At 52.6% G+C, this 15,483-nt stretch carries 17 protein-coding genes; 10 read left to right on the forward strand and 7 right to left on the reverse strand.

The features are described 5' to 3' along the window. Positions 1-2: 2 nt before the first annotated feature. Complete coding sequence (locus EL633_RS35585) at positions 3-1,013, reverse strand: ParA family protein (RefSeq protein WP_126632067.1); 1,011 nt, start codon at positions 1,011-1,013, stop codon at positions 3-5. Positions 1,014-1,638: 625 nt separating this feature from the next. Continuing rightward, the gene (locus EL633_RS35590) at positions 1,639-1,947 is read right to left on the reverse strand and encodes a hypothetical protein (protein WP_126632068.1); all 309 of its coding nucleotides are present in this window, start codon (positions 1,945-1,947) and stop codon (positions 1,639-1,641) included. A 16-nt stretch (positions 1,948-1,963) separates the two neighbouring features. Here EL633_RS35590 and EL633_RS35595 point away from each other — a divergent pair, with 16 nt between their 5' ends. Together EL633_RS35595 and EL633_RS35600 are read left to right on the forward strand one after the other, a co-directional pair. Continuing rightward, positions 1,964-2,656, forward strand: coding sequence for a hypothetical protein (locus tag EL633_RS35595; protein ID WP_126632069.1), 693 nt, complete (start codon positions 1,964-1,966; stop codon positions 2,654-2,656). 147 nt (positions 2,657-2,803) lie between these two features. Next, a complete protein-coding gene (locus EL633_RS35600) occupies positions 2,804-3,565 on the forward strand; it encodes a hypothetical protein (protein WP_126632070.1) in 762 nt (253 codons plus the stop codon). Between the two features lie 81 nt (positions 3,566-3,646). Here the strand turns inward: EL633_RS35600 and EL633_RS35605 are convergent, their stop codons facing one another. From EL633_RS35605 to EL633_RS35615, 3 genes are all read right to left on the reverse strand, one after another. Next, positions 3,647-4,054 (reverse strand): hypothetical protein, encoded by a 408-nt coding sequence (locus EL633_RS35605; RefSeq protein ID WP_126632071.1) that lies wholly within the window; start codon positions 4,052-4,054, stop codon positions 3,647-3,649. Positions 4,055-4,364: 310 nt separating this feature from the next. Beyond that, a complete protein-coding gene (locus tag EL633_RS35610; RefSeq protein ID WP_126632072.1) occupies positions 4,365-4,868 on the reverse strand; it encodes a hypothetical protein in 504 nt (167 codons plus the stop codon). A 234-nt stretch (positions 4,869-5,102) separates the two neighbouring features. Next, positions 5,103-5,366 (reverse strand): hypothetical protein, encoded by a 264-nt coding sequence (locus EL633_RS35615; RefSeq protein WP_126632073.1) that lies wholly within the window; start codon positions 5,364-5,366, stop codon positions 5,103-5,105. 72 nt (positions 5,367-5,438) lie between these two features. On the opposite strand from EL633_RS35615, the gene EL633_RS35620 reads away from it, so the two are divergent. The 3 genes from EL633_RS35620 to pgeF all read left to right on the forward strand — a co-directional run bounded on the left by EL633_RS35620 (position 5,439) and on the right by pgeF (position 8,600). After that, on the forward strand, positions 5,439-5,768 hold the full coding sequence (locus EL633_RS35620) for a hypothetical protein (RefSeq protein WP_126632074.1): 330 nt from the start codon (positions 5,439-5,441) through the stop codon (positions 5,766-5,768). A 485-nt stretch (positions 5,769-6,253) separates the two neighbouring features. Beyond that, positions 6,254-7,570, forward strand: a complete 1,317-nt coding sequence (locus tag EL633_RS35625; RefSeq protein ID WP_126632075.1) for a protein kinase domain-containing protein — start codon at positions 6,254-6,256, stop codon at positions 7,568-7,570. Between the two features lie 166 nt (positions 7,571-7,736). Next, positions 7,737-8,600 (forward strand): peptidoglycan editing factor PgeF, encoded by an 864-nt coding sequence (gene pgeF, locus EL633_RS35630; protein ID WP_126632076.1) that lies wholly within the window; start codon positions 7,737-7,739, stop codon positions 8,598-8,600. A 74-nt stretch (positions 8,601-8,674) separates the two neighbouring features. Here the strand turns inward: pgeF and fxsT are convergent, their stop codons facing one another. Together fxsT and EL633_RS35640 are read right to left on the reverse strand one after the other, a co-directional pair. Then, on the reverse strand, positions 8,675-10,933 hold the full coding sequence (fxsT, locus tag EL633_RS35635; protein WP_161982719.1) for an FxSxx-COOH system tetratricopeptide repeat protein: 2,259 nt from the start codon (positions 10,931-10,933) through the stop codon (positions 8,675-8,677). Positions 10,934-11,132: 199 nt separating this feature from the next. Continuing rightward, the gene (locus EL633_RS35640) at positions 11,133-12,032 is read right to left on the reverse strand and encodes a hypothetical protein (RefSeq protein WP_126632078.1); all 900 of its coding nucleotides are present in this window, start codon (positions 12,030-12,032) and stop codon (positions 11,133-11,135) included. A gap of 417 nt (positions 12,033-12,449) precedes the next feature. Between EL633_RS35640 and EL633_RS35645 the strand changes: the two genes are divergently transcribed. From EL633_RS35645 to EL633_RS35660, 5 genes are all read left to right on the forward strand, one after another. Further along, positions 12,450-13,601 (forward strand): hypothetical protein, encoded by a 1,152-nt coding sequence (locus EL633_RS35645; RefSeq protein WP_126632079.1) that lies wholly within the window; start codon positions 12,450-12,452, stop codon positions 13,599-13,601. Positions 13,602-13,800: 199 nt separating this feature from the next. Further along, on the forward strand, positions 13,801-14,025 hold the full coding sequence (locus EL633_RS35650; protein WP_126632080.1) for a hypothetical protein: 225 nt from the start codon (positions 13,801-13,803) through the stop codon (positions 14,023-14,025). Positions 14,026-14,162: 137 nt separating this feature from the next. After that, positions 14,163-14,318, forward strand: a complete 156-nt coding sequence (locus tag EL633_RS37075) for a DUF5679 domain-containing protein (RefSeq protein WP_170216772.1) — start codon at positions 14,163-14,165, stop codon at positions 14,316-14,318. 117 nt (positions 14,319-14,435) lie between these two features. Continuing rightward, positions 14,436-14,813, forward strand: coding sequence for a hypothetical protein (locus EL633_RS35655; protein WP_126632081.1), 378 nt, complete (start codon positions 14,436-14,438; stop codon positions 14,811-14,813). A 226-nt stretch (positions 14,814-15,039) separates the two neighbouring features. Beyond that, positions 15,040-15,438 (forward strand): hypothetical protein, encoded by a 399-nt coding sequence (locus EL633_RS35660; RefSeq protein ID WP_126632082.1) that lies wholly within the window; start codon positions 15,040-15,042, stop codon positions 15,436-15,438. Positions 15,439-15,483 lie beyond the last annotated feature (45 nt).

Here is a 15,483-nt window from a genome sequence, read left to right on the forward strand (position 1 = left end):
CCTTACGCTCCTTCTCCTCCTGATTGCTGGCGCGCCCACTCATAGATCGCCTCGCAATGGGGACAATGTGTTTTCTTTCCAAACGATCCTTGATACCCATCAAGCCGCATGGCGAGTTCAAAAAATTCGCGCCCAGCCCGGCTGGTTTGGTCAACCTCATAAATGCTCTGGGCAGGGTAGTAGTCCTGGGTTGCGGCCACCTTATCATCGTTGTGAATAGGATGCATAAAGATATCCTGATGGGCAAGATAGAGCTTTGCGAACTCCTCCGTTACCTTCTCCGTCTTGTGCGTAAGCATAAACGGAAATACCCCTTTGAGCACGGGTCGGCGCTCTACCGGGTGATACTGAAACATCTGCGTAGTTTGCTGCTTCATCTGAGCAAACGCCAAAAGGGGATAAGGTTCTAACAGTACTGGGGACCAGATTTCACCCTTTGGAAGACGTAAGATAGCCTTCCCCAGCGCTCCGGGCTCTGCGGCAAAGTCCCAGATGATGTATTCCAGATACGCTGGAGGCGCTTGCATCTCCAGGTCGGAGAGCTCGGCCAACGGCGGAAGGTGGTGAGGGGCAAGATAGGTCTTCTCTTGCCAGAAAGGGGGATCTTCCGGGGGCGGAGCGAGCTGGGCCATTAATGCGTAGAATCGGTCAAGAAGGACATCCTGCGCTTCGTTGATAATAATATGCGTCTTCGCGACCTCGATATTTGTCTCGCTTGGAACAACATACAGCCCGTTGCGAACCTGATACATCGCATCGAGGAAGGGTTTTTCTCGCTGAATGACATCAGAGAGGGTATATCGCCTATCTTCCCGAACCTTGGACATATCCTTGAGGCTACTCGTATTGGGATGGCTATCAGTATCCACAACGGCGACCTTGCGACCTGAAGCCGCAAGCCAGGTCGCAAGGTTGATCGCAGCCGTCGTCTTCCCGACTCCCCCCTTGCCCGACCACATGTAAATATTCCTGATTCCATTGATCTGCTTCACGATTTTCTGCAAATCAACCATGAGCACTTCCTTTCAATAGAGATGAAACTCCTTGCGTTTTCTCTCCTTTGGGGATGCATCCCCAAAGTATTTTTTTCTGCGGCGGCATTCAGAAAGACGCGTGCTCCTGACAACAAATAACGTGCGGTTCTGATGACCGCCACCCTTATGGATAAGTATAGCACTTCCCTCTCCTTTGGGGATGCATCCCCAAAAAATCATCGTCTGGATAGGAAGTTTGGTAGCATCAGCCTTCCTGTTCAAAAAAAGGAGCGTGCTCTCACATGCTCTTCAATACATGCACCCTCTATCCATGCAGAACTGGCCTTTCCCTCAAACGCATCGTATACGGCGTGGATTGAGGGCGCTTTGCAGCACACCCGCGATCACCGCCACATTCACCACAATGTCAAACCGGAGAAGCTGCTGCTCTCTGACGTTGGGATGTGTAGCCATCGCATCCAAAACAGAGACAATGAGCACCCAGGAAAAAGCTGATGCCTCTTTGTACAGAGCCACGGATGGGTGCAGACTGATTACCTGATGAAAGATATCTGCTATCAGAGGATGGAGAAGAGAGCGTGCAGATTTGGAGCTCGACGAGTGGGAGATACCTTTTTTCCTTGTGGACACAGCAGGATACCATTCATGCCCTGACCTGAGCAGCCAGGGGAAACTTCCTGACCTCAAGTGAGGGCAACGGGTCCGCCGCGATCAGGAAAGCCACCAGTGCCATCCGGGCCGAGAACGAGACACCCGGTGGAAAGCATAGGGGCGAGCAGACGCAAGCGCGAGCCAGCAGCCCTAGTCCCATATGAGGAGTGATCTGGACCAGCCAATCGGCAGCGCTTTTGCGACATTTCTCTTGTACAATGGACAGCCTGTTCGTGAAGATGATAGGATACAAGGAACAAATTGCACCATAGCGGAGCTGGCGGCCCGGCATTCTACACATGAAGAGAGGAACACTCGTGGCAAAACCTGATGACCAGCGAGACAAGCAGACACTCGTTCCCTTACAAGAATTCAGAGGACCGCGCGAGCGCTTGACCGAGGCACAGGCTCGCGTGTTGGCCGCGCTCTCTTCCAGCTATACCGTGTGCATGAGCAGTCATGCTGTCTCCGTTCCCTACCATGATCAAGTCCTGATTGGCAATGGCTCACGCCTCTCCCCCGCGACGATTGAAAGCCTCAAGTGGCGTGGCCTGATTGAGGAAGCGGGCCGAGAACTGGAACCCTCGCAGCCTGGCTACCCCGAACATTGGCGCAAGCAGCTCCTCTTCTTCCGCCTCACACAGACAGGGAGAATGACGGTTCTACGCCAGGCACTACACTTTACACCAGAGGAAGTAATATTCTCACTTCCGTATCGAGTCGAGTTGCTGCTTGAGGAACTCAACCGCTATGAGATCCGGTATCACTGCGAGCCAGAGGTCGCGATCCGGGGAGTCATCCCGTCTGAGCGCTTCAACTGGCAGGTACGCCTGCCTACCTGGCGCATAGTGGTGGTTTACAACGAGGCCGACAATCTTTTAGGCGTGGCAGGTGGGAAAAGCGGAGAAAACGAAGCAATGCCGCTCTGGGTTCGACCAGGGGGGCACGGATGGAACATTACCTCATTGGCCAGGGTCAGGTTGCGCCCGAAAACAAGCACGCCTCCTTGATGTTCGTCAGCACCATAGTCTGCCCTCTTCCAGAAAGGCGACTGTCGGTAGGCCATCGGTGATGTATGACTGGTCAGTTATCGGTTCGTTGGCCAGAAACATGTTCACAGCGCGGGATGGGGAAGGCAAAGAGAGAAGGGATACGCGATGGAACCATCAGAACCAATGGACGATCAATATATCAACGCCGTGAAAGCCAGCGAATTACTCCGCATCGGCTACAAAACGATGTTGCGCTGGATCAAAGCAGGTCGTATCCAGGCAATAGAGCGGCGCTATGACTATGATAACGCTGAATTTCTTATTCCCCTGCAAGAAATAGAACGCTTGAGAGCGACACTGTCAATGAGTCAACGCGAATTGCTCACACGCTTTTTGAAGCTTGAACTGGATGCTCAGGGACTCGCCAGCAGGTTGCTCCACGCGGAGGGGCAAATATTTTCTCTGCAATCCGATCTGGCCCAGCTCCACATGCTGGTGTTCTCTCACCTGGGCGAGCCATTTGAAGCGGTAACGCAAGAGGGGCAGCAACCGGAAACTGGCACGGGGGCGAAGCGGCATCAGCCAGAACCAACGTATCCAGCGGATCGAAGCTTGGCCGAGCCACCTCCTGGCAGTGCGCGCCTGACTGCCTTTCTCCGCGAGCATGGCGTCGCGACGACGACCGGCCTTGATCACCTGGTCAAGGCGCAGATCGAACCACTTCTGCTCGACCGAGGCGCCAAAGACAAAAGCCGCGAGCGCTGGCTCACTGCTGAGATGCAAGGTCGGCTTGTAGTCTTCTGGGACAGCGCCAGTAAGCGCTATGTTCCCTGCTTTGACTGCCCACACTATCAGGCGACCACAGAAGCGCCAGAAGACCAAGAAGACCAAGAAGACCACAAGGACAACGAAGACAGCCAGCCTTGATCAATCGTCAGACCAGGAACAGTAGCTCACGAACCGCGCGACTGGCGCTTCGTGCGACCCTGGCCAAGGGGACTGATGGTTTCAGCCTTTCAGAGTTCTCTCCTCTTTGGGGAGAACTGCGACCTCGACCTCATCTTGTAATAGTTGAAGCGCCTGCCGTGCTGCGGCGAGTGCAGGATCTCTGGTATCGGGCTGGCTCTGCACCTCAAGGATGGAGAGTGCCTTGCTCACGCGTTCCAACAGCTCCCTACGTTCTGCATCCGTCAATTGAAAGAGATGCAGACGAACCTCGCTGCCGTCAGTAAACGAGAGCGTCAGCACTTGTCCATGTGGAGGCATGATTGGCTCAACTGCTCCCTCAGTCATCAGAAACCGCACATCTTCTGGACGCCGATGCAATTTTTCCAGCCAGCGCATCACACGATCTTCAATCCACTGCTCTTCGCCACGCAAGTGTTGTACGAGCAAGCATGGGTGTCGTCTTGCCATCGCTCCTCTCCCTTTCTGTTCCCCTGTTGGAGCCAGCACCTGTGTATGCCCCCAATCTTATCAAGGCGCGCCAGGATATCTGCGAGCATGATGCCTCACTCGAATGTTCACTCTTGCCTTTACCAATGGCGGCCTGGGTCATCTAGTGCAACGACATCTGTCTCGATGAAGCAATTCCGCGCGTCGGCATAGGATGCGGCCTCTTGGAGAATATCCCGGTAAATAACCTGTTCTAATTGCTCATCTGTCTCGTAAGGAATGGTGAGAATGTAATCTACCTCGTTCGGATGCTTTTCCATGACGTACTGACTCAAAATATACCGCTCAATTCGTCGCGCACCCTCCCTTTGCCACGCACGTACTTACTATTGTTCTCGACTCTCAAGGAGAGTTTCACCTTGAGAGTCCTGATCTTCTCCACAAGTTTGGCGATTTCGGTCAGCAGGAGGATCAAATCGTGCTTGGGATTCGCGAGGTATTGCCGCCAGTGGCGCTCACCTTCGTCCAGATCAAGTGCGTCAATTGCTGGGTAGCCCAGTTCAGCCGCACGTTTTCTGGCTTGCACGACCAGGGCTATCCGTTCTTGCTCCGCTCTGGCGTGGTTCGCAAGAGCGTGGTCACGCTCACGAGCAAGCGCCTGACCAACGAGGCGAGCCAGATCTGCATCTCGTAGAGAAAGATCTACAAGCAGGTCGAGAGATTGCTCGGTAAGACCCCCGAACGTTTGCGTGATTTTCTCACGAGCGATGTCAGCACGGGCGAGAGCGCTGCGTTGTTCGATCTCCCCAGTGCGGCCCGGATCTTGGCCTGGCATTTGCACTTCTCCCTTTTTGCTTGTCTTTGACCCCCTGGCACACGCGTATCCACGAAAGGTGTCCTATCTGCTCTAACGGATCAGCCTGGAGCCTGTCACTGGCCTCCTCTATTTTGACCGAGATGTATTGTTCCATACTATGACTCATATTGCACGTCAACGCATGCCCTGAGAGGCTGATTAGTAAAAGAAGGCGAATAAAATACTCCGACTCCGCGCCAAGGCGTGTGCAACTTATGCTTGGGTCTGGACGTTGCGCCTGCCGAGAATACCGTGGTATTCACTGATGGGCACAACCTCAACAGCATATCCTTTTTCCTGGAGGTCCTGGGTGAGCGTCGCGAGCGCTCCCTGGATCTCGCTCTCCAGCCAGTACTCTCTCTGAACTGGCTTATAGACTTTCAAGCGCTCATGCTTGTCTATGGCATCAGCAAAAGTCGCAAATATCTGCTGTCCACGCTTATTTGGGACAGAGAGCGCAAGATACACTTTTTTCAAGGCGTCCTCCTGGTTCTACTCCTCGTCCGCGAGCCCTTCAACATCCCAGTATACCATGAAGGCGAAGCGAGAATGCCTGGAATCGATCTACGAGTCTATCTGCGCCTGATCCGGGGCCAGGGTGAACAGGCAGTTGACCTCGATGAGCTGGCTGCCTGGAAACTCTTACAGATTTTGCTGGCGGAATGGGTCTACCAGGGGCCGATCCAAACGGTTGAGCCGAACTTCCGGTGCCTGGCTGCCGGTTGCACCAATCGGGCCACCGAGAGCACTGGATTTTCTGGCTATTGTGCCATCCGCAAGAGCCTTTCCGAGGGTGAGCAGCTCGCGCCCGACAGGCCAGGGGCGACGGCTCCCCCTCTATCGCCAGCAATTGACCGGTCAAGAGTCGCCTGGCTATGAGCGTCTATTTAAGCTCAAAATACTTTGTCGGTATCAATAGTCATTACCGGACAATAGCGATTGATCTATAAAGTGTCGGATATTGGCTATATTTATTTATCGGTAATGACTATTGATACCGACAAAAAGAATCCGATTGATGACCGGTCAATTGCTGGCGATAGAGGGGGAGCTGTCGCATAGGTATCTGTCGGAGGGGAAGATCAGTGAGAAAGGGAGCGCGAGGGTCGAAAGAAGAGGAGAGTGCCCTGCTGGACCAGCGTGCAGATCTGCTTTCGAGGTTGGCGCTGGTCTTCATCGGCTCGCGCGACTGATCCTCGCACTTTGCTTTTCTCGTCAGAATAGTGTATGCTGTACAAGAAAGAATATCTTGTTTTTGATAGTCGCGCCTGCGCTACGTCTAGTATTGTAAGAAGACAGGCTAGCGTCTTATCGAGCCGGGCGGATCGGGGTGGCCTGGCGTAAAGAAGCGGTGTAAAGAAAGAATGTACCAGGATCTGCTCAATGATGTCATGTCGCACAGCGATAATAATATCGAGGTCCCTCTTGATATCACGCAGCAAGAGGCTTTTGCTGGCACCACCTCTATCATTACCTTTCGATCAAATACCGCTTGTCCTATCTGTCAGGGACAAGGCCTTATCTCCGGCATGTTTCTTCCGAAAAAATGTGATACCTGCCAGGGGCAGGGCGTTGTTCCTTGCCAGAGAAGCCTCCAAATAGGCATACCCGCAGGTGTCTCCTCAGCAGGCACCCGGCTCCGTGTCCCGGGTGAAGGACTCATGGGATTGTTCGGAGGACAAAGAGGGGATCTGTATGTCACAATCCGAGTGCAAGCAACGCCACAGGCATCCCTGATCCAGCAGCCCCATCCGGTGCCTTCCTGGCAACGACCTGGAGCCTCGCCGCTCCCACCAGCTCCTCCAGCACAACCTCGCAATTTTGCAAATCAACCCACCATCGCCGGTCGCCCCACCATCGCTGGCCAGTCAGGTCAAGCGCTGCCCCCCGTCGATCTCGGAAATTATCACCTCCAGCGCCTCCTTGGTTCCGGCGGCTTTGCCGATGTGTATCTGGGCCGCCACACATATCTGAACACCTATGCAGCGGTCAAGGTCATGCGGGAACAGATGACGGGCCAGAACATTCAAGCGTTCATTCACGAGGCACAAACTATTGCCTTACTCAAACACGCCCATATCATCCGTATCCTCGATTTTGGCGTAGAGGGTTCGACCCCTTACCTAGTGATGGATTATGCGTCTGGTGGCACGTTGCGCCAGCGTCACCACGAGGGAGAAGTGCTCCCGCTGGCCCTGATCCGCTCCTACGTCAACCAGGTCGCCTCCGCACTTCAGTATGCCCACCATCAACGGCTTATCCACCGCGATGTAAAACCAGACAACATGCTCGTCGAGTCGAACACGACCATCATGTTGAGTGATTTCGGGATCGCGGTGGCCGCACACCGAACGCAATCCATCAAACTCCAAGAAGCCATCGGAACCGTTGCGTACATGGCTCCTGAACAAATCAACGGCAAGCCACGTCCGGCCAGCGACCAGTATTCGCTGGCGGCTGTGGTCTATGAATGGTTGTGTGGCGAGTGCCCATTCGAGGGTGACTCTGCCGTTGAGGTTGCCATGCATCATATACGTTCATCGCCACCATCGCTTCGGGCGAAAGTGCCGTCGATTCCCCCATCGGTGGAACATGTGGTCTTCAGAGCGCTTGCCAAAGATCCTGCTCAGCGCTTCGAGAGCGTCGAAGCATTTGCGGATGCCCTCGAACACGCAAATTGACCTAAACCCGTCCGTTTCTCATACAGAACCCCCACACGAGGCCGGCATACTTGCGCCTTTCATTGATTGTGGGCCTTTTCGCTCACGCACGAGAAGGGAGAGCCAAAGGGTATGTTACAATACGAGTAAGACTTTTACTGGACACATCCATACTGAGGAGAAATGAATGCAGCAACCGCTCTTACAGGAACAGAACAACCTCCATTTAGATACACCCATGCTTCTCAACTGGCATGACCAGCTTCCATTATTGTCCTATCATCTCTTTCAATCTCATGAGCATGTGGTCAATGTCATTTCAACTCGGTTGGGTGGTGTAAGCGAATCCCCATACGATACACTGAATCTTGCACTCAGCACACCTGACAATCCGCAGTCCGTTCTGGAAAATCGCCGGCGCCTTTGCCGTGCTGCTGGGGTCGCACTAGAGGACATCACTATCGGTCAATTGGTCCAAGGATTAAATATCGCCGTCGTCACGGAAGAAATCAGGGGAAGAGGCGCCCTTGACAGGGCAGCGGCCCTTCAAGGCACCGATGGCTTATTGACCAATCTGCGGAACGCACCACTCGCGGTCCTGGTGGCCGATTGCACCGTCGTATCCTATTATGATCCAAAGCACGAAGTGATCGCGCTGGCCCACGCAGGTTGGCGCGGGACAGCGGGCCTGATCGCTTCCAGTATGGTGACGAAAATGCATGAAGTATACGGAAGCAACCCAGAGGATATTCTCATCGGGATCGGACCAAATATGGCAAAAGACAACTTTCAGGTTCGTGGTGATGTCCTCCAGGCGTTTCAGGCCTCCTTCGGCGATCAGACCGACACCTTTTTCGCGCCACAGTCGGATGGCTCATTCTTGCTGGATCTCAATGCCGCCCTGATCGCGCAGCTCCTGGCGAGCGGGATACAGGAAGAGCACATGGAGATCGCCGGGATAGACACCTACGCCCGCACAGATGTTTTTTATTCACACCGCGCGGAAAAAGGCAAAGCTGGAAGGTTTTGCGGCCTCATTGCGCTCCGCTAGCAGCCATACAAAAAGCCCTGAGCTACTCAGTCAGAGTGTGCCCAGGGCTTTTTGTATGGCTCTCTCCCCACACATCATGTGCTCGACGTCTGCTCCAGACGCTGAAGGAGTGCTTCGTAGGCAGCACGTGTCACCTTTGTTTTCTGATTTTCGGACCCCAACGCCTTTTCCCGGATCTCTAACGCACGCTGATAGAGCGGCTTGGCTTCTTCGTATCGGTCTTGCGCCTCATACAGTAACGCCAGATTATTCAGGCTCCGAGCAGTTTGAGGATGGTCTGGACCCAGTAATTGTTCGCGGATCTCCAGCGAACGAAAGAAAAGGCGCTCAGCATCAGGATATTTTTCTCGCTTTTGCAGCGAAACATAAATGTAGGCAAGATTTTGCAAGCTCTGTGCCGTGTCCAAGTGAACGCCGGGAAGAAGCCGCTCGCGGATCGCCAATACTTGCAGATGCAACTGTTCAGCTTCCTCTTTGCGTTCCAGTGTCTCGTAGAGAAGTGCCAGGTTATTCATCGCGTGGGCGGTGAGTTGGTGCTCATGACCAACGGTGCGATCAAATATCTCCAGGGCCTGCGCATAAAGCTGTTCAGCATACTCGTACTGAGTGCCCCCTCCCCAGAGGGTCAAAGCCTGGCTATTGAGGGTCTGGGCCACTAAGATATGATCGGGACCCAGAAGGTGCCGCCGGATCTCCAGCGCACGGCGATACAGTGCCTCTGCCTCTTCATAGCGCGCAATATCAAAATACAACCGTGCAAGATTGTAGTTGCTTTGTGCCACATCCAGATGGAGAGGACCAACGAGCTGCTCGCGAATCTCCAAAGCCTTGCGGTACAGCTCCTCGGCCTCTGAATAGCGTGCTCGCTCACGCAGATAATACGCCGCCTGATTGAGCAATTGCGCGGCCTCCGCAAAGGTAAATTGCTCCTGTTCAATCAACAAGGCACACACCTGGGCTTGTGCGAGCAGGCGCTGGCAGACATGCCAGGATGAGACATCTATCCTGGCCGGGAATACGCGGTGGACAGCACGCACAACTCTTTCGGCCCAGGTTTTCCGCTCCGCTGCATCCATCGTTTCTTTCTGCACCAGCTGAACCAGGCGATGAAGACTGAGCATTTTCGCATCTACCGTGCGCCGTATTAAGGAATATTTCCACAGCGATGCAATAGCCTGGTGAAGCAGAAGTGGATTGGCCGCAACTGAGACGAGCCTGGGTCCAAGTTCTCCCGCTCCCTCCACCACCAGCTCTTCTGGAATAGCATCAGGATCGAGAAACGCGCACACCCGGAGGAGATCAGCAGCGGCTGGCTGGAGCGACTCAACTTCGGTAAAAGAGATCGACCAGGTTGTGCTCACTGGCGCAGGATGATCATTAACGATACCACCACGCCGCGCGAGGAGCGCCAGGCTCTCCTTCCTATATAGCTGCAGATATTCGGTAATACTACACGAACTCTCTTCCATATACGCCCCGGCCTGATCAAGCGCCAGGGGCAGGCCACCCAACTCGCGAACCAGATCCCTGGCGGCAAGACGATCTACCTCGCTCGCATCATCCATCCCCCCTTCCGACGAGATCCGCCCAGATCGACGAAGGATGAAGAGTGCTCCAATTTCTTCGCTCATTTCTTCAACATCGAGACGATGAGCAAGTCTCCCCATCGCCTGAGCACGAGTCGTCAGCAAAACGTGCCCCTCATACGTAGCGGGAAGTGCATCTCTAACGAAGGTAAGGTCGTCAGCATTGTCAAAAATGAGCAACCAATCTTTATGCGTTTGCAACCACTTTTTAAGCGCAGCAACGATGAGAGACGAGTCTTGAGCGCTGCGCTCTGGTAGCTCAAGCAACGTGGCGATATGCAACATATCAGATAAGACGTTTTCGCGCGTGTCCGTCTTTATCCAGAACACGACGTCATAGTCGTTGCAGTAGCGATACGCGTACTCGATCACAGTCTGTGTCTTACCAATACCGCCTAAACCACACAGCGCCTGGGGCTGTGTAAGAGCGACGAGTGCATTCTTGTTTAAAGCATGGTGGAGCTGCCTAAGCAGCTCGTCGCGACCCGTAAACAGGGCATTGCGCTGGTAGGGCATATTCCCGGCAGGGACCACACGCTTCGTGAGAAGCTGCACTTCTGAGCAGCCAAAATACTCGGTGAGTTGCTCGACATAGTGCTGGGGAACGCGAACCTCCCCCAACACCCAACCTCGAAAGGTGCGCTCTGCGATCTTCAACTCTCTGGCCACCTGGGCAATAGGTTTCCCTCGCAGAAACCTCGTGATGTTATTCGGGTGTTTCGGTCGTTTCTCGGTAGCGCTTGTCATACTTGACTCTCCCTGAAGGCGTCTGGGAAGCGTGGTTCCCCGAAATCTCGCATGGTTTTCGCTGAAATCTCGCATGATTTTGGGTTCCCGCTCAATGCCATCCTTCGCTACACTCTTAACAGAGGATGCACAAGGTTTGCACTACAAAGGTAAAACTATGTGGCAGATAGACTCGAAGCAAAAGCACATTAACAACTTATCAAATCGTGTGTTGTGATCCCTCCATTTTTTTTCGGATGCATTCTTGGAATGAACGAACAAGCCTAGAGCGATTACGACGCATCGGATCGAGTTCAAAAGTATTGTCACCAAGATCATACCGTGGTGAGAAAAGTAGTTGTTGCATCAGATCAAATCCTTCATCAGTAGACGCGTAAGCATAAAATTTTGCGATCTGAATAGAGGGATACTGGTCACAAAAGAATGCAAGAAAACTCTGGATTAGCATACGAAAGTATGTTCGACGTTCTGGTCGGACAACAGCCGAAGCAATATAACCATTGTAGGTCTTTCCTGACTCGTAAAGCATGATGTCATCTTGAGAGATATCGCGTTCCGATATTTTATGCTCTAGCAACTGATATATGATTTCAAGTGGCAATGGCATGATTGTAAGGACGCCCCAGATCTTTGTTCGATCTGACTGATCAAACAAGATACGGCATTGATATGGGTTCTTTTCCCACCACCTGGCAGTAATATTCATATCTACCACATCAGCTGTACCATATACCTCATAATCGAGGGCAAGAACGTACGGCAAATCACTGGGTCGAATCCAGTCTGTGGCACCTACTTGTTCCGGCTCCTTCGAGGTCATCTTTTCTAGGAGAGCAGCCACTTCACTGTAAGATGTTTGCCCTTTAAGATGTGATGACAGCAGCATAATAAATTCTTTTGGATAAAATCCTTCTGTTTTTCCAAAAGGCGTCACCTTTGGTATTTTCTTTGCTTGAACGAGCCTTTGAAACGTTGATTTAGGAATACCCAGTTCCTTGATGGCATCTGAAGCCATCAATAAATCGTCACTTGGAGCTTTTTTTGCTGAACGTTTACGTTTAGGCAGATCAGATTGCGTATCGCTGGAATGATTACTCATAAAAACCATCCTTATGCAACAATATTAATCATTATACCATGTTCTGTTGGACTTCTTGAACCTCTTTATAAAAATTTGAACGTCTATACCTTGACACAAACAAATCCTTGTGCTACTATTCGTATTGAACCTGTTGGTTCTCTTGAGACAGTTAACGTAAGAATTGATCCTGTTAGCATACTTCAAATCTTGAGGAAGCTTTCAGATAAGAAAATAGAAAGACGCCTGGAATTGCAGTTCCAGACGCCTTCAATGTAGACCCAAGCCTTGCTACCGGTACAGTTTACCAGACCTCTCCGGCAGTAGGGCGTTCAGCCAGGCGGCTTTTCGCCGCCCAAATTCCGGGCCTGTGCAACAGTGTCACATAAACAGGCCCAGATGTCAATCTGCGCAGGGGCGCAGCTGGAGAGGGCCTGAATGATGACAAACGCTGTACCATTTGGTGTGTATATCGCACCGACCAGTATCATCCGAGCTGACATTCGCAAGCACGTCAGCAATGATGGAGAATGGTGCTATATTCAACTTCTCAAGCGAAACAGCTATGTATCCTATACGGCGTATGTCGCCCCCTCTCTCGCCGACCTGCGGCGTATCTCTCTCAACGAAGCCGACAGCAGCGCTGCGGCAGATCGGGTGTTCGTCTCCACGGTCTCGCGCCAGGATCTGCACCTGGAGTGCGGTCTCCTCTCTGCCCCACAGGCTGAATCGCCGGTCTACGTTGCACCTGACTGCATTCTCAAGAATAAGTGCTCAGGCGATGGCGAGGAGCTGCAACTCTTCGCATCCTCGGCCTGGCTCTGTTACTTCCGCGTTCTCCAGGTATTTGCCGATGGATCAGTAAGCATCCGCGTCGCCGCGCTTCCACACCGTGTTCATGGGCAATGTGGTCGCTCGTATTTTACGACGCTTAGTCGCGATGAATTCGCTTTGGCCCTTGAATTGGAGCGCCATGACCTGACGCTGGCAACCTGTGATCTTCGCGAAAAGGTCGAGCAAAAGGCGCACGCTATCCTGGGCCATCCGGTCGAGCATAGCCATCCAGCCGTGCATTCCGACGATGGGGAACAGGATGCGCCTACACCGAAGCCATCCTATCCGCCAGAAGTGCTCAAGCTGCTGCGACCTATTGATCGGCCTCTGTGTGCTGTCAGTCAGAAATTGCCACTTGCCGATGAGGAACAGTTTCCAGAAGCGCAAAAGCCGAAGACAAAGGGGCTCAAGCCTGTCTTCGTCCCGGAAGCCATTGCCCAGGAAGCTGTGGCTCGCTTCAAAACCATCACGGGCAAAGATCCGACATCCCGGAAGCTCCAGCAGAAAGTATGGCTACAGGCTGCGTTAATGGCCCTTCGCTCTTACAGGGAGCAAGCAGCACAGAAAAACACTGTCGAAGCAGACATTGGGCTGCAAGATCAGCAAATACGCTCAGTCCTGGTGAACTGGCTCTCCAGTGCGGTGCAGCTTGTCGAAATCGTACCGGCTCCAGTCAAGCCGAGATTCAAAAAAGACGAAACACCACGTCTGTATGGGTACGTCGTGCGCATTCAGCAACCAGAAATGGCTGCATAGAGCGGAAAAGACGTACTTCTAGACGACAAACAGGGAGACGAGGAGGAAAAAAGCGCCAATATATCGGACTACAACGGTGGCTTTCTCTGCCGAGAGCGCAAGCGCACAGCGTCTTGTGAAAGGGTTTTGTCGCTTCGCGCAAGGATTGTCCAGGTGGTAGAAGGGTCTACGTTGGCAAGAAAGGACGTTGGAGAGAGGCATGAAGAAAAACAATCCGCACCCTCCAGGTGCAGAACACGAACTGATCGACCTGGAGCTAAACTGCTTCGTCTGTCATGGTCGGCTCTACGCGCCGCTAGCGGATGCCAGGAACGTTGTGGCTACTGTCAATAGCGGTGGCACCGCACTCCTCCTTTGCCCATATTGTGGGCAGGGAAACGTTATTCGATTGCGTAGGCCGCCTGATAGCGTGCCCTCGCCTTAAACGAGGAAGAGAGATGACCGCCCACCCTCTTTTGGGGCCAGTGCAGTGACTCCTACGTGAAGTTCACTACGGGTCAACAAAGAGGGCACGTACAGACAGATAACGCTAGAAATCCATTCATTGAAAGGAGGTGAACTATGGCAGAACAGCAGGGTTACTGTGTCAAATGCAAGCAGAAGCAGGACCTGAAGGATACGGAGCGCGTCACCATGAAAAATGGGAAGCCTGCTCTCAAAGGAGTCTGTTCCGTGTGCGGTACGAAAGTGAACGTGCTTTTGGGCGCCGGGAAATAAACAGTTCCATACGTACGGACCGCCACCTGCACACATCGTTCGTCGTGCAGGTGGCGGTGTATGTCTTTGGCTTATTCCTCGCCCCCCAGGAACACACAATGATTACAAAGGAGCCATATGGACTCTGATATAGCAAAAGCTCTTGTTAAGCCAATGCCTCTCGATCTTCCCTTCCCTACACCTTCTATTCTGGCCTGGGAAATAGGGATCGTTGTTGTTTGCGTGATAATCATCGTTTTCAGACGTTTTCTGATACGCACAGAAGCAGGAAGATGGTTACTGTCCTTCCTGCGGATAAACCTTCACTTCGCAGGAATATTCCTGCTTTTGACTTTACTCAGCCTCACTCCCATGGCTAGCCTGATGCTGTCCACACTCAATATCGGAGCTACGCTTCGGGATCTAGGTGTTGGCCTTGTTTGGGGCATAGGCTTTGATGTTCTCATGATCCTCTGGTTGAGAGTGTTGATCGGGTTAGCAATTCGTAACGATTGAACTTGCTTACTGCACAAGCCGAAAGAATGGAATGGATCTCTGGACAGAAGACGAGATAACCCTCAACGAGAGTAGCACCTACAATTGATACATAAAAGCCAGTCCGATGGTCGGCGTGCATAGAAGCACACGAGGTTCGACTCCTCGCCTGGCATTTCTCACTGTCCTCGTAGTGTAGCCTTGATAAGAATGACCAGTGCTTGAAAATCATACCGGAAGGAGAGAAATGACGACATCTAGCTTTAATGAAGTGTATGAGCGGGCAAAAAGAGAATTCTATGACAAGCAAGCAGCGCTCACTAGGCAACGTCTGATGAGTGTGCCCACCAGCGATTTACTGGGCGAATTGCAGCGTGCGGAGCAAAATACCACCATGACCCACGAAGAGGAAAAAACCGACGATGTCGTACGGCTGCTTATCCCACACATACGTGCCTGCGCTCTGCAAGATGTAGCCATTATTAAAGAAGTAATGCAACAACGCGCTAGGCTCTTGATGGAACGCGTGGAACACTTGCGCCAGGTAACAGCAACAGCGACAAAGGAGATGGAAACATGTTCAGAGGAATTTGAACATCTCCGTCCATTCCTGCCAGCCCTTGAGCCGGATACTGCATCTTCATGATTCCTCACTGAGGTATACAACCCCACTGTCAGGTCACATGGACCC

Source organism: Dictyobacter alpinus (assembly GCF_003967575.1).
In the GTDB taxonomy this organism is placed as follows: domain Bacteria; phylum Chloroflexota; class Ktedonobacteria; order Ktedonobacterales; family Ktedonobacteraceae; genus Dictyobacter; species Dictyobacter alpinus.

Coding starts and splice junctions, on each gene's coding strand:
- fxsT (WP_161982719.1), bottom strand. CDS start 10,933: ATGACAAGCGCTACCGAGAAACGACCGAAACACCCGAATAACATCACG.
- EL633_RS35610 (WP_126632072.1), bottom strand. CDS start 4,868: ATGCCAGGCCAAGATCCGGGCCGCACTGGGGAGATCGAACAACGCAGC.
- EL633_RS35620 (WP_126632074.1), top strand. CDS start 5,439: ATGCCTGGAATCGATCTACGAGTCTATCTGCGCCTGATCCGGGGCCAG.
- EL633_RS35600 (WP_126632070.1), top strand. CDS start 2,804: ATGGAACCATCAGAACCAATGGACGATCAATATATCAACGCCGTGAAA.
- EL633_RS35640 (WP_126632078.1), bottom strand. CDS start 12,032: ATGAGTAATCATTCCAGCGATACGCAATCTGATCTGCCTAAACGTAAA.
- EL633_RS35655 (WP_126632081.1), top strand. CDS start 14,436: ATGGACTCTGATATAGCAAAAGCTCTTGTTAAGCCAATGCCTCTCGAT.
- EL633_RS35645 (WP_126632079.1), top strand. CDS start 12,450: ATGATGACAAACGCTGTACCATTTGGTGTGTATATCGCACCGACCAGT.
- EL633_RS35660 (WP_126632082.1), top strand. CDS start 15,040: ATGACGACATCTAGCTTTAATGAAGTGTATGAGCGGGCAAAAAGAGAA.
- EL633_RS37075 (WP_170216772.1), top strand. CDS start 14,163: ATGGCAGAACAGCAGGGTTACTGTGTCAAATGCAAGCAGAAGCAGGAC.
- EL633_RS35590 (WP_126632068.1), bottom strand. CDS start 1,947: ATGTGTAGAATGCCGGGCCGCCAGCTCCGCTATGGTGCAATTTGTTCC.
- pgeF (WP_126632076.1), top strand. CDS start 7,737: ATGCAGCAACCGCTCTTACAGGAACAGAACAACCTCCATTTAGATACA.
- EL633_RS35605 (WP_126632071.1), bottom strand. CDS start 4,054: ATGGCAAGACGACACCCATGCTTGCTCGTACAACACTTGCGTGGCGAA.
- EL633_RS35625 (WP_126632075.1), top strand. CDS start 6,254: ATGTACCAGGATCTGCTCAATGATGTCATGTCGCACAGCGATAATAAT.
- EL633_RS35585 (WP_126632067.1), bottom strand. CDS start 1,013: ATGGTTGATTTGCAGAAAATCGTGAAGCAGATCAATGGAATCAGGAAT.
- EL633_RS35650 (WP_126632080.1), top strand. CDS start 13,801: ATGAAGAAAAACAATCCGCACCCTCCAGGTGCAGAACACGAACTGATC.